Here is a 17,218-nt window from a genome sequence, read left to right as displayed (position 1 = left end):
CGGACACTCAAAGGGTTACAGAGAGACTGCGCTTGGGCAACGCAAAATAGAAAGTGGCTCCCTGCCCGAGTTCGCCGTGCGCCCACACCGAACCGTCATGCCGTTCGAGGATGCGCCGCACGCTGGCCAGACCGATGCCGGTGCCTTCGAATTCTTCCATGCGGTGCAAACGCTGGAAGACGCCGAACAGCTTACCCGCGTATTGCATGTCGAAGCCCACACCGTTGTCGCGGATGTACACCACGACGGCGTTATCTTCCTGGTAGCTGCCGATTTCGATCACCGCCGCGCTTTGGGTGCGGGTGTATTTGATGGCGTTGGACAGCAGATTGCGCATCGCCAGGTGCAGGAATGCCGCGTCGGCCACCACCACCGGCAGCGGCTCGGGAATGCGCCATTGCAAGTCGCGCCCTTCGTAATCGGGCAGCATCTCGCGGCGGATCGATTCGACCATGGCGGTCAGGTCGACTTGGGAGAAGCGCATCGCCGAACGGCCCATCTGCGAGAAGCTCAGCAGGTTGTCGACCAACGTCCCGGCGAAGCGTGCAGAGTCGCCGATGTTTTCCAGAAATCGCACGCCACGTTCGGATAACTTGCTGCCTTCGATATCGCTGAGCAACTCGGCGTATCCGGCGATATGGCGCAGCGGAGCGCGCAGATCGTGGGACACGCTGTACGAGAAGGCTTCGAGTTCTTTGTTGGACTTTTTCAGCTCCTCGGCCAGCGCCGCCATTTCCTCGGCCTTGCGCAGCACGATGCCAAGCACCGCCGCCCGCAGCTCGACGACACCTTCAATGTCCAGTTCGTCCCACGGCCGAGAGAAGCCGCGCACGGTCTCTTCCCAGCGCGCGAAGCTGTCGCGCGGGTTCAGGGAGCCGCTGTCGTTGATGATTTTCTCCGGCTTGCCGGCCCAGGTCACCACCCGCGTCTGTTCAGGACGGAACCAGATGATGAAGTTCGAATGCAGCTCGGAAATCGCCATGGCCAGCACGCCGCTTACCGATTCCGCCAGCGTCGGCAACTCCGGAATGTCACGACTCACATTCTCGGACTTGAACACGTCGTGAGTGCCACGTTTACTCAGCCAGTCGGTCAGGGCATGGATCTTCTCGCGGTGGGGCGTTTCGCCGTAGACGTCCAGGGTGGATTCCGAGATCACCGCGGCGCCGCTCGCGCCGACGAAGGCCAGCAGCACCTCGGGCATGGACCGTAGGCCACCTGTCACGCTGTCCAGGTCGGCCATCGCCGCCAGCATCTGCACGATATGGCGTCGCAGCACCAGCATGCGCTGAGTCTTGGCCTGGGCTTCCTTGGTTTCGATCTGCAGCGACAGGACGCTACCGAGCAGTTCGCAAGCCGTGCGGGTCTGGAAGCTGACCGCGCGTGGCGTCGAGTGGTGGCAAGAAATCAGCCCCCATAACCGACCGCGCACCACGATGGAGATCGACATCGACGCCAGCGTCTGCATGTTGCGCATGTACTGCAGATGCACCGGAGACACGCTGCGCAAGGTGGCGAAACTGAGGTCCAGCGGCGCTCCGGTGACAGGGTTGTTCACCGGCACCAATGGCGAAGGCTGATAGTTGGCATCTTCAATGACGCGGATGCGGTTGGCCAGGTACAACGCACGGGCCTGAGCAGGAATGTCGCTGCCCGGAAAACTGAGCCCCAGATACGTCGGATAGCCCTCGTCGGCCACCTCGGCGTTCACCAGCCCGTTGCCGTCGGCGTCGAATCGGTAAGCCTTGACCCGGCCGAAACCGGTGAGGCGCTTGACTTCGTTCACCGAGCGCTCGCTCAGCGCCTCGATGGATTCGCTCTCCTCCATCTGACTGATGAACGTACGCATCAGCGGATACACCGTGCCATAAGCCGAACCCATGTCGCTGGCGGGCTCGAATTCGGCGAGCAGGACGCGGTCGTGACGATGCACCATCATCGCCATCGGCTTGCCGGCGCGGGATCCTTCGAGGAACCGTACATCGCCGACATGGAACGGGTTCTGGTCGTCCTCGGGCAACGCGGCGAGCTGATCGAGCAACGACGGGCAGTCATCCAGCACGCGCGAAAGCGGTGCGCCAATCAGCGAGTCCGGGGTCATGTCCAGCCACGTGCTGACGTTTGCACTGACTTGCACGATGGTCATCGACGTCTCATCAATGACAATCAAGAAGCCCTGCGGCTGGATACTGCCGGGAATCTGGATCGGTTCACGGGCGCAGTTGTCGATTGCGCTTTGGTGAAGTTCCGGGCTGACGGTCAAAACGAGATCTCCTTCACCCCGACGCATCACACGAATGCTCGCCAAAGGTGGGTGCCGAGCGATTGGCACGAAAATGAATTGGCGTAAACAGTAACAAAAATCTTGAGAGCATTGGTTGGTTGTTGCAAAAAAACAGTCTGAAAACAAGGCGTCACGTGTCCAGTATCGCCCTCACCTTCCCGAGAAATTCCACCAACTGAAACGGTTTGGTAATCATGTCCATGCCATCGCCGAGAAAATGCTGTCGGTTCAGCGCGTTCTCGGCATAGCCGGTCATGAACAACACCGGCACGTTCGGTCGCCATGCACGCAGACGCTGGGCCAGTTCACGGCCGTTCATTTGCGGCATGCCCACATCCGTCAGCAGCAGGTCGATGGTCGTATCGTGCTCAAGGAGTTCCAGCGCCGTCGCGACATCCGCTGCCTGGGTGCAGCGGTACCCGGCGTCGGTGAGGATTTCGTTGACGAACATGCGCACTGAGGCGGTGTCTTCGACGATCAGCACGTGCTCCCCGGCACCCAGCTCCGCGCTCTCGGGCGCGGCGGGCGGTTCGACGGTCTGGTCCAGAGCGGCAGGCAGCATCAGCGTCACTTCGGTGCCGTGGCCGACGACGCTGCGAATGTTCACGTCGCCGCCAGACTGCCGGGCGAACCCGTAGATGGTCGACAGCCCGAGCCCGGTGCCTTCGCCGATGGGCTTGGTGGTGAAGAACGGGTCGAAGACTTTGTCGAGGAGGTGATGCTCGATGCCCACCCCGTCGTCGCGCACCGTCAGCGCGATGTACGGCCCGTCGTCCAGACGCGAATTGCCCTGGGAATAGGCTTCGTAGGTGCTGATCCAGATCTGGCCACCCTCCGGCAATGCATCCCGCGCGTTGATCACCAGATTGAGGACTGCGCTTTCCAGCTGCCCGGCATCGACCATCGCCACCGCGCTGCGAGAGGTCAGTTCAAGGGTCAGGACGATGCGCTTGCCGATGGTCCGGCTGAGCAGATCTTCCAGCGAGCGGACGTACTGATTGACGTCTGTAGGGCGTGTGTCGAGGGGCTGTTGGCGGGCAAAGGCCAGCAAGCGGTGGGTCAGACTGGCCGCGCTTTTTGCCGAGGCCAGGGCAGCGTCGGCATAGGTCATCACCTTCTCCAGACGATGGTCTTCGGTGCGTTTCTTGATCAGCTCCAATCCCGTGACGATGCCCGTCAGCAGGTTGTTGAAGTCATGGGCAATGCCGCCGGTGAGTTTGCCGATGGCGTCCATTTTCTGCGCTTGCAGCAGCTGCGCTTCGGTTCGCGCGCGTTCAGCCACCTCGTGGGCCAGTTGCGTGCTGACGGTGTCGAGCTTTTGAAGGTGTGACTGCTCGCGACGCCGGTGCTCAGTGACGTCCTCGATGAACACCAGGCTCAGGCCTTCGACGCGATACGGCGACACCTGCCACTCGGTCTCGCGCACTTCGCCCTGCACGCGCATGCTCAACACGCCTTTCCAGCGCTCGCCCGCTGACAGCGCGTCCCTGAGCCCGGCGATGGCCAGGGTCTGATCGTCGGTGAAACATTCCAGCACCGTGTCTTGCACCGGGCCAGAAGCGATCAGGCGGGCGAACGCGTGATTGCATTCGTGAACCTTGAGGTCACCGTCAATGACCGCGATGGGCGCCGACACGTTGACGAAAATCTCGCGGAAACGGTCCTCGCTGTCACGCAGGGCAAATTCAGTGTCGCGAACCCGCAGCAGCGTGCGCAGGGTCGCCAGCAGCACGTCCGGGTCCACCGGGTGCACCAGATACGCATCGGCGCCGGCTTCGAGCCCGGTGACAATGTCGCCGGTCTGGATGGAGGCCGCTGAGACGTGCACCACCGGCAACAACGCGGTACGTGCCTCGCTGCGCAGCTGGCGGACAATGTCGAAACCGCTCATGTCCGGCAGGTTGACGTCGAGGATCAATGCGTCCGGAATCTGTGCGGCGATCAGCGCCAGGCCTTCGGTGCCGGTGCCCGCTTCCTCGACAAGAAAGCCCTGGCGCTCCATGCGGCGGCGCAGGGCGTAGCGGGTGGCCGTGTTGTCGTCGACGATCAGCAGGCGGGTCTCACCTTTCATCGCCATGCTCCTGCGCTAACGCTAGCGGAATCACCACGTAAAACGTCGAACCTACCCCCGGCTGGCTTTCGAGGCCCACGCGGCCACCCAGCAACTGCGCGAACCGCTTGCACAACGACAACCCCAGACCGGTGCCGCGCAGGCGTTTTTGCAGCGGCGAATCGACCTGCGCGAAGTCTTCGAACAGCGCGCCATGCAGTTCCGGCGGGATGCCGATCCCGGTGTCGGTGACGGCGAAGCGCACATGCTGCTCGCCTTCGAGCCGCGCAGACACGCGCACTTCCCCCCGCTGGGTGAACTTCAACGAGTTGGAAATGAAATTACGCAGGATCTGGGCAAGCTTCTTGTCATCGGTGTAGAGCTTGGGCAAGCCCACCGGCTCTTCGAAAATCAGGTCCACCGCCGAGGTGTCGACGATAGGCCTGAACATGCCGCGCAGGGCCGAAAACAGGTCGAACATGTCGAACCAGGCCGGGGAAATGCTGATGCGCCCCGCTTCGATTTTGGCCAGGTCCAACAGGTCGTCGACCATGTCGCTCAGCTCCCGGGCAGCGGTGCTGACGAAGCTGACCTGCTTGTGCTGTTCCGGACTGAGGGGCCCATCGAGTTCATCGCTCAACAGGCTGGCGATGCTCAGGATCGAGCCCAGCGGCGTACGGAATTCATGGCTCATGTACGACAGAAAGCGGCTTTTGAGGTCGGACGCCTGGCGCAGCTGTTCAGCCTGGGTGTCGAGTTCGGCGTAGAGGGCCAGTACGCCCTGGTTGGTTTCATCCAGTTCCGCACGCAGCGCGTCGGCCTCATCGCGCAATTGCTTCAGCTCTGCCGACTCCGAAGGCGCGCCATGGATCGGATTGTCAGTCATCGAGCGTCTCCAGAGCCATCACCAATACCGTTACGTCATCCGTGCCCCGGCAGAAATCGCGATGCAGCACTGCCGCGATAATGGCCGGGTGTCGATACATCAGACCTGGATAATCGCGAAGATTCCAACGCGATTGCAGGCCGTCGCTGTACAGAATTAAAAGCTGTCCGGCGATCTGGGGATAATTCACCGTCGGCACCTTCCGGTATTGCAGGCCGACGATGCCGGGGTGCGACGCCAGGCCCCGGGTTTTGTCCTCGCCGATCAAGGTTGCGCCGATGTTGCCGATGCCGATGAAGCGCAGATGATCCTGCGCCCCGTCGAACTGCACGAGGGCCACGGCGCCGCCACGGGTGCCGCGCATGTCGTGGTGCATGTCGCCCAGTAGCACCAGCGGATCGGCGAAAGGCTGACGGCCAAAGGCGCCACAGCCTGACTTGGCCGCGTGTTCAGCCTCCGGACCGTGACCCAGGCCGTCGATCATGAGGATGCTCAATTGCTGGTCGTGGATAGCCACTTCCCAGGCATCGCCGCAGGCCGGGTCACCGTGCAATGAATGTTGGCTGATGCCCAGCCGCAGGTCCTTGACCGCCGCCTGACGGGGATAAAACCGGGTCAGCAACACGGTTCCGCGGCTGTCGGTGTGGACATCGAACACTTGCGCCTGACGCAGCATCGCGCCCAGGCCGATCCCTTGCGTGCCACGGGTCGAGAAGCCATCGGCCATGCAATCGTCGACGTCGAACCCCTGTCCACGGTCGATGGCGATGACTTCGAGGCCCGGCACTGCGCCCGGCAGCGCGCGCAGGTGCAGCTCGCCATTGCTGGCGTGCTTGAGGATATTGCTGGCGACTTCGGTGACCACCAACGCCACACGCCCGGAATCCGTGGCGTCGAAGCCGAGTTGCTCGGCGAGCTTTTGCGCGATGCGCCGTGCATGGCCTACCTGACTCGCGTCCTCGATCGCCAGGACTTGCGTCAGGCTGCTGGGCAATCTCACGTCCATTTGCAGATCGTCACACGGGTACCTGCGCCTGGCGCTGTATCGAGTTCAAAGTCATCGACCAGGCGCTTGGCACCGGTCAATCCCAAGCCGAGGCCCCCACCGGACGTCCAGCCATCGGTCATCGCCAGTTTCAGGTCCGGGATGCCGGGGCCTTCGTCGCGAAAGGTCAACCGCACACCGGTCCGCATGCCTTCTTCGACAATTGCCCAATCCATGTCGCCACCACCGCCATAGACCATGGTGTTACGCGCCAACTCACTGACCGCGGTCACCAGTTTGGTCAGGTCGATCAGCCGCATGCCACAGTCCTGGGCCAGCTTGCGCGCCGACTGCCGCGCCAGCACCACGTCCTGTTCGATGTGAATGCCTTGAGTGCCGCTGCTGCGCACGTTCATTGGGAATAGGCCCGCTCACGCAACAGCGTCATGCCGCGCTCGACGTTGAGCGCCGTACTCACGCCCGGCAACGTCATGCCCAACTCCACCAGGGTGATCGCCACGGCGGGCTGCATACCCACCAGCACGGTTTCGGCGTCCATGATGCGCGACAGGCCGGAAATCATGCCGATCATGCGACCGATGAACGAATCGACCATGTCCAGCGCCGAAATGTCGATCAGCACGCCGCGCGCGGAGGTCTTGCTGATGCGTTCGGACAGGTCGTCCTGCAACGTCAGCGCCAGCTGGTCGTGCATGTCGACTTGAATGGTGACCAGCAGAAAGTCACCCATCTGCAGAATAGGAATCCGTTCCATGGGCTTATACCGCCTTGGTGACGCACAGGCCCAGACGGCGCAAGGCCAGCGACAGCGCATCGGCCAGATTGGCTTTGGTGACCACGCCTTGCAGGTCCAGGCCGAGGTGCACGATGGTCTGGGCAATTTGCGGACGCACGCCGCTGATGATGCAATCGGCACCCATCAGGCGAATCGCGGTCACGGTTTTCAGCAGATGCTGCGCGACCAGGGTGTCTACAGTCGGCACGCCGGTGATGTCGATGATCGCGATTTCAGAGCCGGTGTCGACGATGCGTTGCAGCAGCGATTCCATCACCACCTGGGTGCGCTGCGAATCCAGCGTGCCAATCATCGGCAGCGCCAGCACGCCTTCCCACAGCTTGACCACAGGCGTCGACAGCTCCAGCAATTCTTCCTGCTGACGCTTGATCACCGACTCGCGGGACTTCTGGAAGGTACGGATGGTGTGCATGCCCAGCACGTCCAACAGCTGGGAGACTTCCCACAGCTGCTCGGTCAGCAGGGTCGGGCTGTCACCGTACTGTTTTTGCAGCAGCGCGAATATCGGGCCTTTGAGCGCAAAGATGAAGCTGGCGGTCTGCTGGGAATCCTGACCGGCCAGTGCGCGCTGATGAGACAGTTTTTCGAGGAATTGGCGGGCTTCGTCCCACTCGGCGGTGGTGATATTTTGCGAGCCGCCTTTTTCGAGGACGGACGTCAACAGACGAAGGAACTCCCTGGTCTGTTGCTCGACGTCGTCCGCTTTCAGATTGCGCGCCGCACCACTCGCCTCCAGATCCGCGCGCCAGGCGGCGGACAGCTCGGCTTCGGCGCTTTTCAGGGAATCCACGGTGGTTTGCTGCAGTACTGCCATGAGGTTGGCTCCTGGGAAGTTGCTCATCGGGCCCTCGACGGGGAAAACGCGACGACGGGCAGACACACGAAAAAAGGTCAGGCAGTGACGCGACGCATCGGGTCATGACCTAACTGATTCAATAGAAAGCGATTTTGGTAAGGCAAACGGGTGCGACGAAATAACCCGGCGCAGTTTTGGTGTCAAGTTAACATCACCCTACACGAAAGGTTCCGTTGGCGCTGAGCATATTAGACGATGCGCGACGATAGCGCGCTAGGCGCCCCCGCCGACGAGGCAAAGCGCGTGGGCATAGAGCCAAAGGGCGTGCCGACTGTGCGCAAATCGTAGCGGAGCTGGACAACCCATTCGGCCACGGCGCGCACAGTGGCGAGTTTGGCAAGGGCGATATTCTCCACGCGCATGGCGACACGGCCGGTCTCGACATCAAAGATGTTGACCATCAGGCCGCCGCCGGGCGTGAGGGTGCACTCGCAAGCGAGGGGCAGGAAGGCGCATTCCAGCGTCCTGCGCAATTCCGGGGTAAAGAGCATCGCGTCACCTTCCTGTTGATCAGCGACCGGTACCGGGGTACCCGGCTGTTGCCAGACCGATGAAGGAGTGTTGGTCGAGTCAGGGAAGGACCGTCTCAATGCGCATGAAAATGCGCAGGTGTTCACCTATTCAGCGGGGCATCGTTAAACGACTCAGCTGGTGGCGGGCGCAGAGTGCCCATCCACACGATGCGGCACTGCTCAAAACGCCATGTCGGTCAGCTGCGCATAGATCGAAAACGCCCCCAGCAAGAACCAGAATCCGCTGAACAGCCAAGGGGTGCGCATGGAAAACATCAGCGATTTCCGATAGCCCTTCTCACTCGATTCATGCTCGCTGAACAAAGGCGAGTCGTCATACGCCAAGCCCATTGCAGGCTGGCTGTGCAACAACTGACTCTGCTTGAAGTGCCAATGATCGATGATCTCGTACGCCGCCCGGATCCCCGGCCACGCGTGCATCGAGCTGATCAACCCCAACAGCGTCAAAAATGGCGGTACCACCAAGGTGAACAACTTCCCCCATTCCGGATTCAGGTTCGCCATGGACGAGGCGAAGGCAATCACCAGGAATGACTGCGCTGACAAATAGGCGTTGGTGCGGTTAGACAGAATGGCAGTCTCGTACTGGATTTCCTTGCGATAGAAATCCAGCCGCTCTTTGGGCGTGCCGAACAGCAGCGTCTCTGCGGACTCGACATCGGCCGCCGGAACGCTGCTGGTAATGATGGTGGATGACTCAGTCTCACGGGTCACAAACACACGCTCCCTGACACAGATTCACTAAACCCAGAGCGGACATCGTGTCCACTCCGGCACAGGCATGGGTAATTCAGCGCAAGTCGTCGGACAGCGGCGTTGGTTCGTCGGGCGCCACCACAGGCGCGGCGGCGGGCGGCTCGTTCCAGTCTTCAGGGCGCTGACGAGGCGCTTGCCAGTCCTCCGGGCGATCTTCAGCGCTTTGCTGCTTCTGCTCCTCGAAATCCTCGTCATCCTTGGCGTCCGGATCGAGGTCCTGATCGGCGGTCGGCAGTTCTTCCGGCCGGGTGATGGGCGTAGTGGGATCGACTGACATAAGCACCTCTTCTCTGCTGAGCCGCAATCGGGCTGTCTCAGGTTCGAGGCAGTCAGCGCCCGGGGGTGCCAAAAAAGTGACCAGCGGTCGTCGCGCTATTTCAGCGAGCCCGACGCGCGCGCCATGCAGCGCACCCGCCGCTCTTCAACCCGTTGCGCAAACCAGGCGGTGGTCAACTTGCGAGTGATTTTTGGACTCTCCAGCACGATGCCCGGCAGGATCGCCCGAGGCAGCCGTTTGCCCGCGGCGCTGTCGGCCAGCGCGAACACCTGCTTGTAAAGGTCGGTGCCCTCGAACTCCAGCGTCTCTCCCTTCTCCAGCGCGCTGCGAATGGTCGGATTGCGCATGCCCAGTTGTGTGTGCAGGCTGCGCACGGCCAGTTCGGTCTGCCCTAGCGCAGGCCCGAAACCGTAGCTGATGAGGTCGCCATCCAGCGCCAGTCGTTTGCCGCTCAACCGCGCGACCGCACTCTGGAACGCCGCGTTGCGACTGGCGTACCACCCTGCGTTGAAATCGGCGAAGCGATAGATCGGCTTGTCGTAGCTGACCGGGTAACCCAGCAAATGGGCGATGCCGAAGTACAGGCCACCGCGACGGGAAAAGACTTCATGGCGAATGGAATCCTCCACCGGGTACGGGTAGCCCCGCGCCTGTTTTTCAGCAAACTCGATGCTCACCTGCATCGGCCCGGCGGTATGCACCGGGTTGAAATTGCCGAACAGCGTACGCCCCAGCGGCACCATGCCGATGAAGTCATCGAAAATCGCGCTCAAGTCCTTTTCGGTACGGGCGGCGCTCAGGCGTTCGGCGTAGGTCTTGCGGGAGGGAGACCGGATGTCCAGCGCACTGCGCACCAGCAGATTGGGGATGTGGGCCTTGCTGGCCCGGCGGTCGATTTCATCTTGAGCGATCTTGCCCATGCCCGGCACGGCCGGGTCGACCTGATAGTTCGACTCCTGTTCGGCCACGGCCAGCACCGAGCAGAGGTTTTCGACGCTGGGGCTGATCTGCTGCGCGTCGAACGCGGTGTAGATGTCGGTCGCCCAGCCCTGACGGTCGGCGACGCTGGCGGGCAGCAGGCGCACGATTTCACTGCGCACGACCTCAGGCGGCGGAGGCGGCGCCTGATTGCGTTGCGAGCTGCACCCGGCAACGAGCGCCAACAGCATCACAGCGGCGAAGGCATGGGCGTGGCGTTTGAGTCCGTTCATGTGCGTCAAATCCTGGGCTTTCTGAAAAGGCTGTCGGTATGGACCGCGCCGCACGGCAAGTGACTCACGACTCGGCCACAGGAGCACGCGCTGGCGTGCCGACCCCATAGTGGCTGCGGTAATCGCTGGGCGTTAAACCGGTAATTTTTCGGAACGTCGAACGAAAGGCCGCAGGATCCTGATACCCCACGGTCCAGGCGATGTGATCGACCGTGGACGTGGTGAATTCCAGCATCTCCCGTGCTTTGCCGAATCGCACATGCTGGCAATAATCCTCCCGCCTCAAAATCAGTGGCCCTTGATTCATGAGCGAAGCGCAGTACGATTGCGCGACGTTGTACGATGACGTATAACAAATGCTTCGTATTGAGTTGCCCTCCAACGTAAATCACGAGCCTCTAATAACAATGAATACACACGCCCACTCTCGCCTCACATCCCTTTCAAATCGAGCCCCCGCGGTCGATTACCCTTCTCCCCCGCGTCTTCGCGGCAGGTAATGACCTGCGGCAGCCCAGATCTGTGCTCACCGCATTCAGCCGTCTATCAGCCTTGTCGTCTGACAACCAGCTGACGCTGAGCCGTTCATTCACCTCGCATCGCCTTATCACGCGCCCGTCGTTCGGGAACGGAGAGAACATGGACCCAAGAATAATCATCATCCTATGCCTGACCGCCGGCTATTTCGTGGTCATGTCCTACATCGGTTACAGCGTGCGCAAGCACGCCAAAAGCAGCGACGGCTTTACCGGGGGCGGACGCAGCTTTCCGCCGTTTCTGATTGGCGCGTTGCTGCTGTCCGAATTCATCGGCAGCTCAGTCAGCATCGGCACTGCGCAGAAAGGCTTTGAAGCCGGGATTTCCGCCGCATGGAACCTCGTGGCGCTGTCCCTCGGCTTCCTGCTGCTGGCATTGGTGCTGGCGAAGAAATACCGAGAAACCGGCCTCAATACGATTTCCGGCATCCTCGCTCAGAATTACGGCCAGGGCACTCGCTACGCGGCATCGATCCTGACCATCTGCGCGCTCAGCATCGTTTCCGTCGCCCTGTATGCCAGCAGCGGCGCGGTGTTGGCGGCGGTGTTGAACATCGACAAAACCCTCGCCATTCTCCTGGTCGGCGTGATCACCGTGTTTTACGTCAGCGTCGGCGGCATGCGCTCGGTGGTCTACACCAACTTCGTGCACGCAGTGGTCAAGTACATCGGCATCGTCCTGGCCCTGGCGTTCGCGTTGAATGCCAGCGGTGGCATCGGCGCATTGCAAGCCAAGCTGCCGCCCACCATGTTCGATTTCACCGGGGTGGGCTGGGGTCAGATTTTCGCCTGGATGATCGGCGGTGTCGGCTCGATCTTCGCCACGCAGTATGTGATTCAGGCGCTGGTGAGCACCCAAGACGAGAAGACCGCGAAACGCGCCTGCTTTTACGTGTCTTCACTGATGATCCCGTTCGGCCTGATGGCCGCGTTGATCGGCATGTGCAGCGCCTACTTGTACCCCGGCATCAAGTCGATCGACGCGTTCCCAGCGCTGATCGCGCACATGCCGACCTTCTCGGCCAGTCTGGTGGTTATCGGTCTGGCTGGCGCGCTGTTCGGCGGGATCTCGGCCAACACCCTGGCCTCGGCGACCCTGGCGATGAAGGACTTCTACGACCCGTTCTTCAATAAAGAAAAGAACGATAAGAAATCCGTGGTGTTCATCCGTTTGGCCATCGTGGTCATCGGTTTCCTGCCGCTGATCCTCGCGCTGTTTGCCGACAAGATCCTGTTGATCGCCTTCCTCGGCAAAGCCCTGCGCGCCACCCTCGCGGTGATCGTGCTGATGTGCTTCTACGCGCCGAAATTCGGCTCGGGTCGCGGCGCGCTGGCCGGTGTGATCCTGTCGGTGTTCTCGACCATTGGCTGGTTTTTGGCCGGCAACCCGTACGGCATCGACAGTTCGTATTTCGCACTTTTCGCACCGCTGCTGACGATGGCCATCGCTGAACTGCTCAAAACCGGGCGTTCCGAAGCGCAACCTGTGTTAAACAAGCATGGCTGAAATGTTTTTTGATGCTGCAACCAAGGCGCGGCCTCTGTCGACGACGCCGCGCCGCAAGGAGGAAACCATGAGCGACAAGAAAGCCGATGTGCTGGTCTGGGGTCCGGTGCATGCCGCACTGACGCAAAACCTCGAACGCGACTTCACCGTGCACAACCGCTGGGAAATCAAAGACATTGACGCCTGGGCCGCCGAGCATGGCGAAAAGATCCGGGGCGTGGTCACCAGCGGCGTCTATGGCACCGACAACGCGTTGCTCGACAAGCTGCCGAACCTGCAAGTGATCAACAGCTTCGGCGTGGGCTATGACCCTATCGACACCGCGTACCTGGCCAAGCGGGGCATCCAACTGAGCAACACCCCCGATGTGCTGAACAACGCGGTGGCCGAAACCGCTCTGGCGCTGATGCTGTGCGTGTCGCGCCGGGTCAGCGAAGCCGAGCGCTTCGTCCGCGCAGGCAAATGGCTGAAGGGCAAACTGCCTTTGGGCAATAGCCTGGATGGCAAGACCTGCGGCATCGTAGGCCTCGGCAAGATCGGCAAAACCATCGCCAAGCGTGCCGCCGCATTCGACATGAACATCGCGTACTACCGCCGTGGTCAGCCCTACCCGGATGTGTCCTACACCCACTACGGCGATCTGATCGAACTGGCCAAGGCATCGGACTACCTGATCCTCATCGTGCCGGGTGGCCCGGACACACAGCATCTGGTCAACGCCGAGGTGCTGAAGGCCTTGGGGCCGACATCGTTCCTGATCAACGTCGCCCGTGGCTCGGTGGTCGACGAGAAGGCGCTGGTCGCCTCGCTGTTGGAATCAGGTATCGCCGGTGCGGGGCTGGATGTGTTCGAAGACGAACCGAACGTTCCGGCCGAGCTGTTGAACCTCGATAACGTGGTGATTACGCCGCACATCGGCAGCGGCACCCACGAGACCCGCAAGGCCATGGCCGACTTGGTATTTGCCAATGTCAGCGGGTTCTTCGACGAAGGCACCTTGGTCACGCCGGTGACGCTGTAGCGTCCGGCCGTCTCAAGGTCTCAGGCTGATGGGGGCGTTTCCAACAGCGCCCCGTCAGCGCGCCGTGTCTCGCGCATCCTTGACAGACCGTAGGTCAGTCAGCCCCCCTCCCCGCCAACTTTTCGGGATAATGCCGGTCCAACCGCCCCGAATACGAACACGGGAGACACCTGTTTGAACATTGCCGGCGTCATTTTCGACTGCGACGGAACCCTGGTGGACAGCGAACGGCTGGCAGCGGGTCTTCTGCGCGACATTTTGCAGGAACATCAGGTCACTCTGAGCGTCGATGAAGTGCTGGCACGCTTCCGTGGCGTGCAGTTCGCGCTGTGCATGGAGGGCCTGTGCCGCGACTACCCCTGGCTGCCCAACCTGGAAATCGTCAACAGCTTCCGCGCCCGCACCCTGCCATTGTTGCAGGCCGAACTCGAAGAAATGCCCGGCGCGGTGGACTTCGTGCGCAACCTGTCCTTGCCCAAATGCGTGGCTTCCAACGGCCCGCGCAGCAAGATCGAAACCTGCCTGAGCACGGTCGGCCTGCTGGACGTGTTCCACGGCCTGATTGTCAGCGCGTATGAAGTGGATGCGTGGAAACCCTCGCCTATCCTCATCGAGCACGCCGCTGACTTGCTGGGCCTGACACCGCAAGAATGTCTGTTAGTGGAGGACAGCATTCCGGGCGTGATGGCCGGTTTGGGTGCGGGTGCGCAAGTGGCCGGGTATGGCGACACCGATTTTTCGGATTTCGAACACCACGTCAATTTTCACCCGGTGAAAAATTTCGGCGAGTTGCAAGAATTGGTGCAGCGGATCAGCTGAGGGTTGAACTGACACGAGCTTCTGCGAGCGTCTGTGGGACTGAGCTTGCTCACGAATGCGGACTTATCAAACGCGCTCTATGGATGCACAGCCCTCTTCATGAGCAAGCTGACGCCCAGGATCCCGCGCTGATAACCATATGAGTGCGGTGGCCTTGCACGGTCCCTTCAATCGGCCCTTGTTGACCGCCTCGAAACTCGATACTGTACATAAAAACAGTATCGGGAAATTTCATGCAGCTGATCGACAAGCTGAGCATCCTCGCCGATGCCGCCAAGTACGATGCCTCCTGTGCCAGCAGTGCCGCGCCCAGGCGCAGCTCTGAGGGTAAATCGGGGATTGGTTCCAGCACGGGCATGGGGATTTGCCACAGTTACACCCCAGACGGCCGCTGCGTATCGCTGCTCAAAATCCTGCTGACCAACTTCTGCCTCTATGACTGCCAATACTGCGTCAACCGCCGTTCCAGCGACGTGCCGCGCGCGCGTTTCACCCCGGAAGAAGTGGTCACGCTGACATTGGATTTCTACCGCCGCAATTGTGTCAGCGGGCTGTTTCTCAGCTCCGGCATCATTCGCTCGGCGGACTACACCATGGAGCAACTGGTCCGTGTCGCCAAGCTGCTGCGTGAGGAGCATGAATTCCGCGGTTACATTCACCTCAAGACCATCCCTGAAGCTGACCCGGCGCTGATTGAAGAAGCCGGCCGCTACGCCGATCGCTTGAGCGTGAACATCGAGTTGCCCACCCAACTGGGCCTGCAGACGCTGGCCCCGGAGAAGGAAATGGGCTCGATCAAACAGGCGATGCAGACCATTTACACCGGCCAACAGACCATCCTCAATGAGCCCAGGGCGCCGCGCTTTACCCCCGCCGGGCAAAGCACCCAGATGATCGTCGGCGCCGATGACACCGATGACAGCACCCTGTTGCACACCGCCGAATCCTTGTATGGCGATTACCGCCTCAAGCGCGTGTATTACTCGGCCTTCAGCCCCATTCCCAACAGCCCGAAAAGCGTGCCGCTGGCCGCCCCGCCCCTGATGCGCGAACACCGGCTGTATCAGGCGGACTTCCTGCTGCGGGGTTATGGCTACAGCGCCAATGAACTGCTGAGCGGCCCGGGGCATCTGGCGCTGGACATCGACCCGAAGCTGGCGTGGGCCCTCGAACACCGCGACGTGTTCCCGCTTGACCTCAATTGCGCAGAACCGGCGATGATCGCGCGCATTCCCGGCATCGGCATCCGCACCACCAAACGCCTGGTCGAATTGCGTCGTCAGCGACGGATTCGCTACGAAGACCTGACCCGCCTGCGCTGCGTGCTGGCCAAGGCCAAGCCGTTCATCATCACGAGCGATTACCACCCCCGCCAGGCGGAAAGCTCCAGCGTCATGCTGCGCGAGCAATTACGGGATCGGCCGCAACCTCAGCAAATGGCGCTCTGGGGATGATCATTCTCGACTGCGACGACGCGTTCGACACCTGGCGACAGCAGGCGCGCTGGCTGCTCAGCCATCAGATCAACCCTGATCAGGTCAGCTGGAGCGTGCGCGAAGATGCGGACCTGTTCGCCAGTGAGCATGAATACCCTGCCCATACCGGCCCCATTCAGGCGCGCGTTCCGCTGGAACTGATCGAGTTGTTGGCGAACGCGGCGCAGTATTGCGGCGAACAGCGCTGGAGCCTGCTGTATGAAGTGCTGTGGCGCGTCAGCCATGGCGACCGCACGGCGATGCTTGCAGGGGACAAGCTTGGAAGCGAGTTGCATCGTCGATTGAAGCAGGTCAGCCGGGAAGCTCATCATTTGCATGCGTTCTTGCGCTTCATCGCGCTGCCCGTCGATCCTCATCCGAAGGATCTTGCAGTCAAAGCGGCGTTGCTGGAAACCCACGCCCTGCCCGAATACGTGGCGTGGCACGAACCGGCTCACGACATCCTGCGCACGGCCAGCGAGCATTTCATCGGACGGTTGGGGCGCCACCGCTGGATGATCGCGACGCCCAAGGACGGGGTGTTCTACGACGGTCAGCAGCTGATTCACAAACGCCAGTGCCCCGCAGCCTGGCAAGCCCTGGCCCGCAACGCCGATGACCCCCACGGCGAATTGTGGCTGACCTATTACAGTCACATCTTTAACCCGGCGCGGCTCAACCCCAAAGTCATGCAAGGCCACCTGCCCGCCCGCTTCTGGAAAAACCTGCCGGAAGGGCCACTGATTCCCGCCTTGATCAGCGAGGCACGCACCGGCAAGCAGCGTGACGGACAGGCCAGAAAAATCGGCGAGCGTCGAGGCAAAGTGATCCAGGCGAAAAGTTAAGACGTTGAAGGCAGGCTAGACCTATTCCGCCATCGCGGCCGTCGTGCCTCCGGCTGCTCCTACTGATTCAGCGCCGAGTCTGGAATTTCGGCACGCCATCCATCGTGTAGGAGCCGCCGGAGGGACGACGGCCGCGAAGCGGTCATCCAGATAGCGATGCTGCGTCTGACACCCCGCCATCGCGGCCATCGTGCCTTCGGCTGCTCCTACTGATTCAGCGCCCAGTCTGGAATTTCGGCACGCCATCCACCGTGTAGGAGCCGCCGGAGGGACGACGGCCGCGAAGCGGTGGTCCAGATAGCGATGCTGCGTCTGACACTCCGCCATCGCAGCTTGCTCGCGAAAGCGGTCTGGCGAGCA

16 protein-coding genes and 1 pseudogene are annotated in these 17,218 nt (G+C 61.4%); 5 read left to right on the top strand and 12 right to left on the bottom strand.

The genetic code is table 11. The features are described 5' to 3' along the window. Positions 1-7 precede the first annotated feature (7 nt). The 12 genes and pseudogenes from B3N48_RS16040 to B3N48_RS15985 all read right to left on the bottom strand — a co-directional run. Positions 8-2,290 carry an ATP-binding protein gene (locus B3N48_RS16040; RefSeq protein WP_296185361.1) on the bottom strand — a complete coding sequence of 761 codons (2,283 nt, stop codon included), beginning with the start codon at positions 2,288-2,290 and terminating at the stop codon, positions 8-10. A gap of 124 nt (positions 2,291-2,414) precedes the next feature. Then, positions 2,415-4,355 (bottom strand): response regulator, encoded by a 1,941-nt coding sequence (locus B3N48_RS16035; RefSeq protein ID WP_296185360.1) that lies wholly within the window; start codon positions 4,353-4,355, stop codon positions 2,415-2,417. Continuing rightward, positions 4,345-5,220: a sensor histidine kinase gene (locus B3N48_RS16030; RefSeq protein ID WP_296185359.1), complete on the bottom strand. Its 876-nt coding sequence runs from the start codon at positions 5,218-5,220 to the stop codon at positions 4,345-4,347. Before B3N48_RS16030 ends, B3N48_RS16035 begins: the two co-directional genes overlap by 11 nt. Next, complete coding sequence (locus tag B3N48_RS16025; protein ID WP_296185358.1) at positions 5,213-6,226, bottom strand: ATP-binding protein; 1,014 nt, start codon at positions 6,224-6,226, stop codon at positions 5,213-5,215. The genes B3N48_RS16030 and B3N48_RS16025 overlap by 8 nt, the downstream gene beginning before the upstream one ends. Next, positions 6,217-6,621 (bottom strand): anti-sigma regulatory factor, encoded by a 405-nt coding sequence (locus B3N48_RS16020; protein ID WP_296185357.1) that lies wholly within the window; start codon positions 6,619-6,621, stop codon positions 6,217-6,219. Before B3N48_RS16020 ends, B3N48_RS16025 begins: the two co-directional genes overlap by 10 nt. After that, positions 6,618-6,980: an STAS domain-containing protein gene (locus tag B3N48_RS16015; protein ID WP_062381930.1), complete on the bottom strand. Its 363-nt coding sequence runs from the start codon at positions 6,978-6,980 to the stop codon at positions 6,618-6,620. The genes B3N48_RS16020 and B3N48_RS16015 overlap by 4 nt, the downstream gene beginning before the upstream one ends. 4 nt (positions 6,981-6,984) lie before the next feature. Further along, on the bottom strand, positions 6,985-7,836 hold the full coding sequence (locus tag B3N48_RS16010) for an STAS domain-containing protein (protein ID WP_296185354.1): 852 nt from the start codon (positions 7,834-7,836) through the stop codon (positions 6,985-6,987). A 230-nt stretch (positions 7,837-8,066) separates the two neighbouring features. Continuing rightward, positions 8,067-8,369: a DUF1652 domain-containing protein gene (locus B3N48_RS16005; RefSeq protein ID WP_296185352.1), complete on the bottom strand. Its 303-nt coding sequence runs from the start codon at positions 8,367-8,369 to the stop codon at positions 8,067-8,069. A 201-nt stretch (positions 8,370-8,570) separates the two neighbouring features. Then, positions 8,571-9,098, bottom strand: coding sequence for a hypothetical protein (locus B3N48_RS16000; protein WP_296186163.1), 528 nt, complete (start codon positions 9,096-9,098; stop codon positions 8,571-8,573). A gap of 103 nt (positions 9,099-9,201) precedes the next feature. Then, positions 9,202-9,444 (bottom strand): hypothetical protein, encoded by a 243-nt coding sequence (locus B3N48_RS15995; protein ID WP_296185350.1) that lies wholly within the window; start codon positions 9,442-9,444, stop codon positions 9,202-9,204. A gap of 95 nt (positions 9,445-9,539) precedes the next feature. Next, the gene (locus B3N48_RS15990; protein WP_296185349.1) at positions 9,540-10,655 is read right to left on the bottom strand and encodes a DUF1615 domain-containing protein; all 1,116 of its coding nucleotides are present in this window, start codon (positions 10,653-10,655) and stop codon (positions 9,540-9,542) included. Positions 10,656-10,719: 64 nt separating this feature from the next. Next, positions 10,720-10,941 (bottom strand): annotated as a pseudogene (locus tag B3N48_RS15985) (helix-turn-helix domain-containing protein); the annotation flags it as partial. Between the two features lie 353 nt (positions 10,942-11,294). Here B3N48_RS15985 and B3N48_RS15980 point away from each other — a divergent pair. The 5 genes from B3N48_RS15980 (at position 11,295) to B3N48_RS15960 (ending at position 16,858) form a co-directional block, all read left to right on the top strand. Further along, entirely contained in the window at positions 11,295-12,698 is a 1,404-nt protein-coding gene (locus tag B3N48_RS15980; RefSeq protein ID WP_296185347.1) for a sodium:solute symporter family protein, read from the top strand. A gap of 67 nt (positions 12,699-12,765) precedes the next feature. Continuing rightward, positions 12,766-13,719 (top strand): 2-hydroxyacid dehydrogenase, encoded by a 954-nt coding sequence (locus B3N48_RS15975; RefSeq protein ID WP_296185346.1) that lies wholly within the window; start codon positions 12,766-12,768, stop codon positions 13,717-13,719. 174 nt (positions 13,720-13,893) lie between these two features. Continuing rightward, positions 13,894-14,538: an HAD family hydrolase gene (locus B3N48_RS15970; RefSeq protein ID WP_296185345.1), complete on the top strand. Its 645-nt coding sequence runs from the start codon at positions 13,894-13,896 to the stop codon at positions 14,536-14,538. A 233-nt stretch (positions 14,539-14,771) separates the two neighbouring features. Further along, complete coding sequence (locus tag B3N48_RS15965) at positions 14,772-15,992, top strand: putative DNA modification/repair radical SAM protein (RefSeq protein WP_296185344.1); 1,221 nt, start codon at positions 14,772-14,774, stop codon at positions 15,990-15,992. Continuing rightward, positions 15,989-16,858 (top strand): TIGR03915 family putative DNA repair protein, encoded by an 870-nt coding sequence (locus tag B3N48_RS15960; protein ID WP_296185342.1) that lies wholly within the window; start codon positions 15,989-15,991, stop codon positions 16,856-16,858. Before B3N48_RS15965 ends, B3N48_RS15960 begins: the two co-directional genes overlap by 4 nt. Positions 16,859-17,218: the final 360 nt, after the last annotated feature.

The sequence above is a fragment of the Pseudomonas sp. UBA1879 genome (genome assembly GCF_002338065.1).
Taxonomy (GTDB): Bacteria; Pseudomonadota; Gammaproteobacteria; order Pseudomonadales; family Pseudomonadaceae; genus Aquipseudomonas.
The sequence above is the reverse complement of the archived record's forward strand: the minus strand, read 5'-3'. Positions and strand labels throughout refer to the sequence as shown.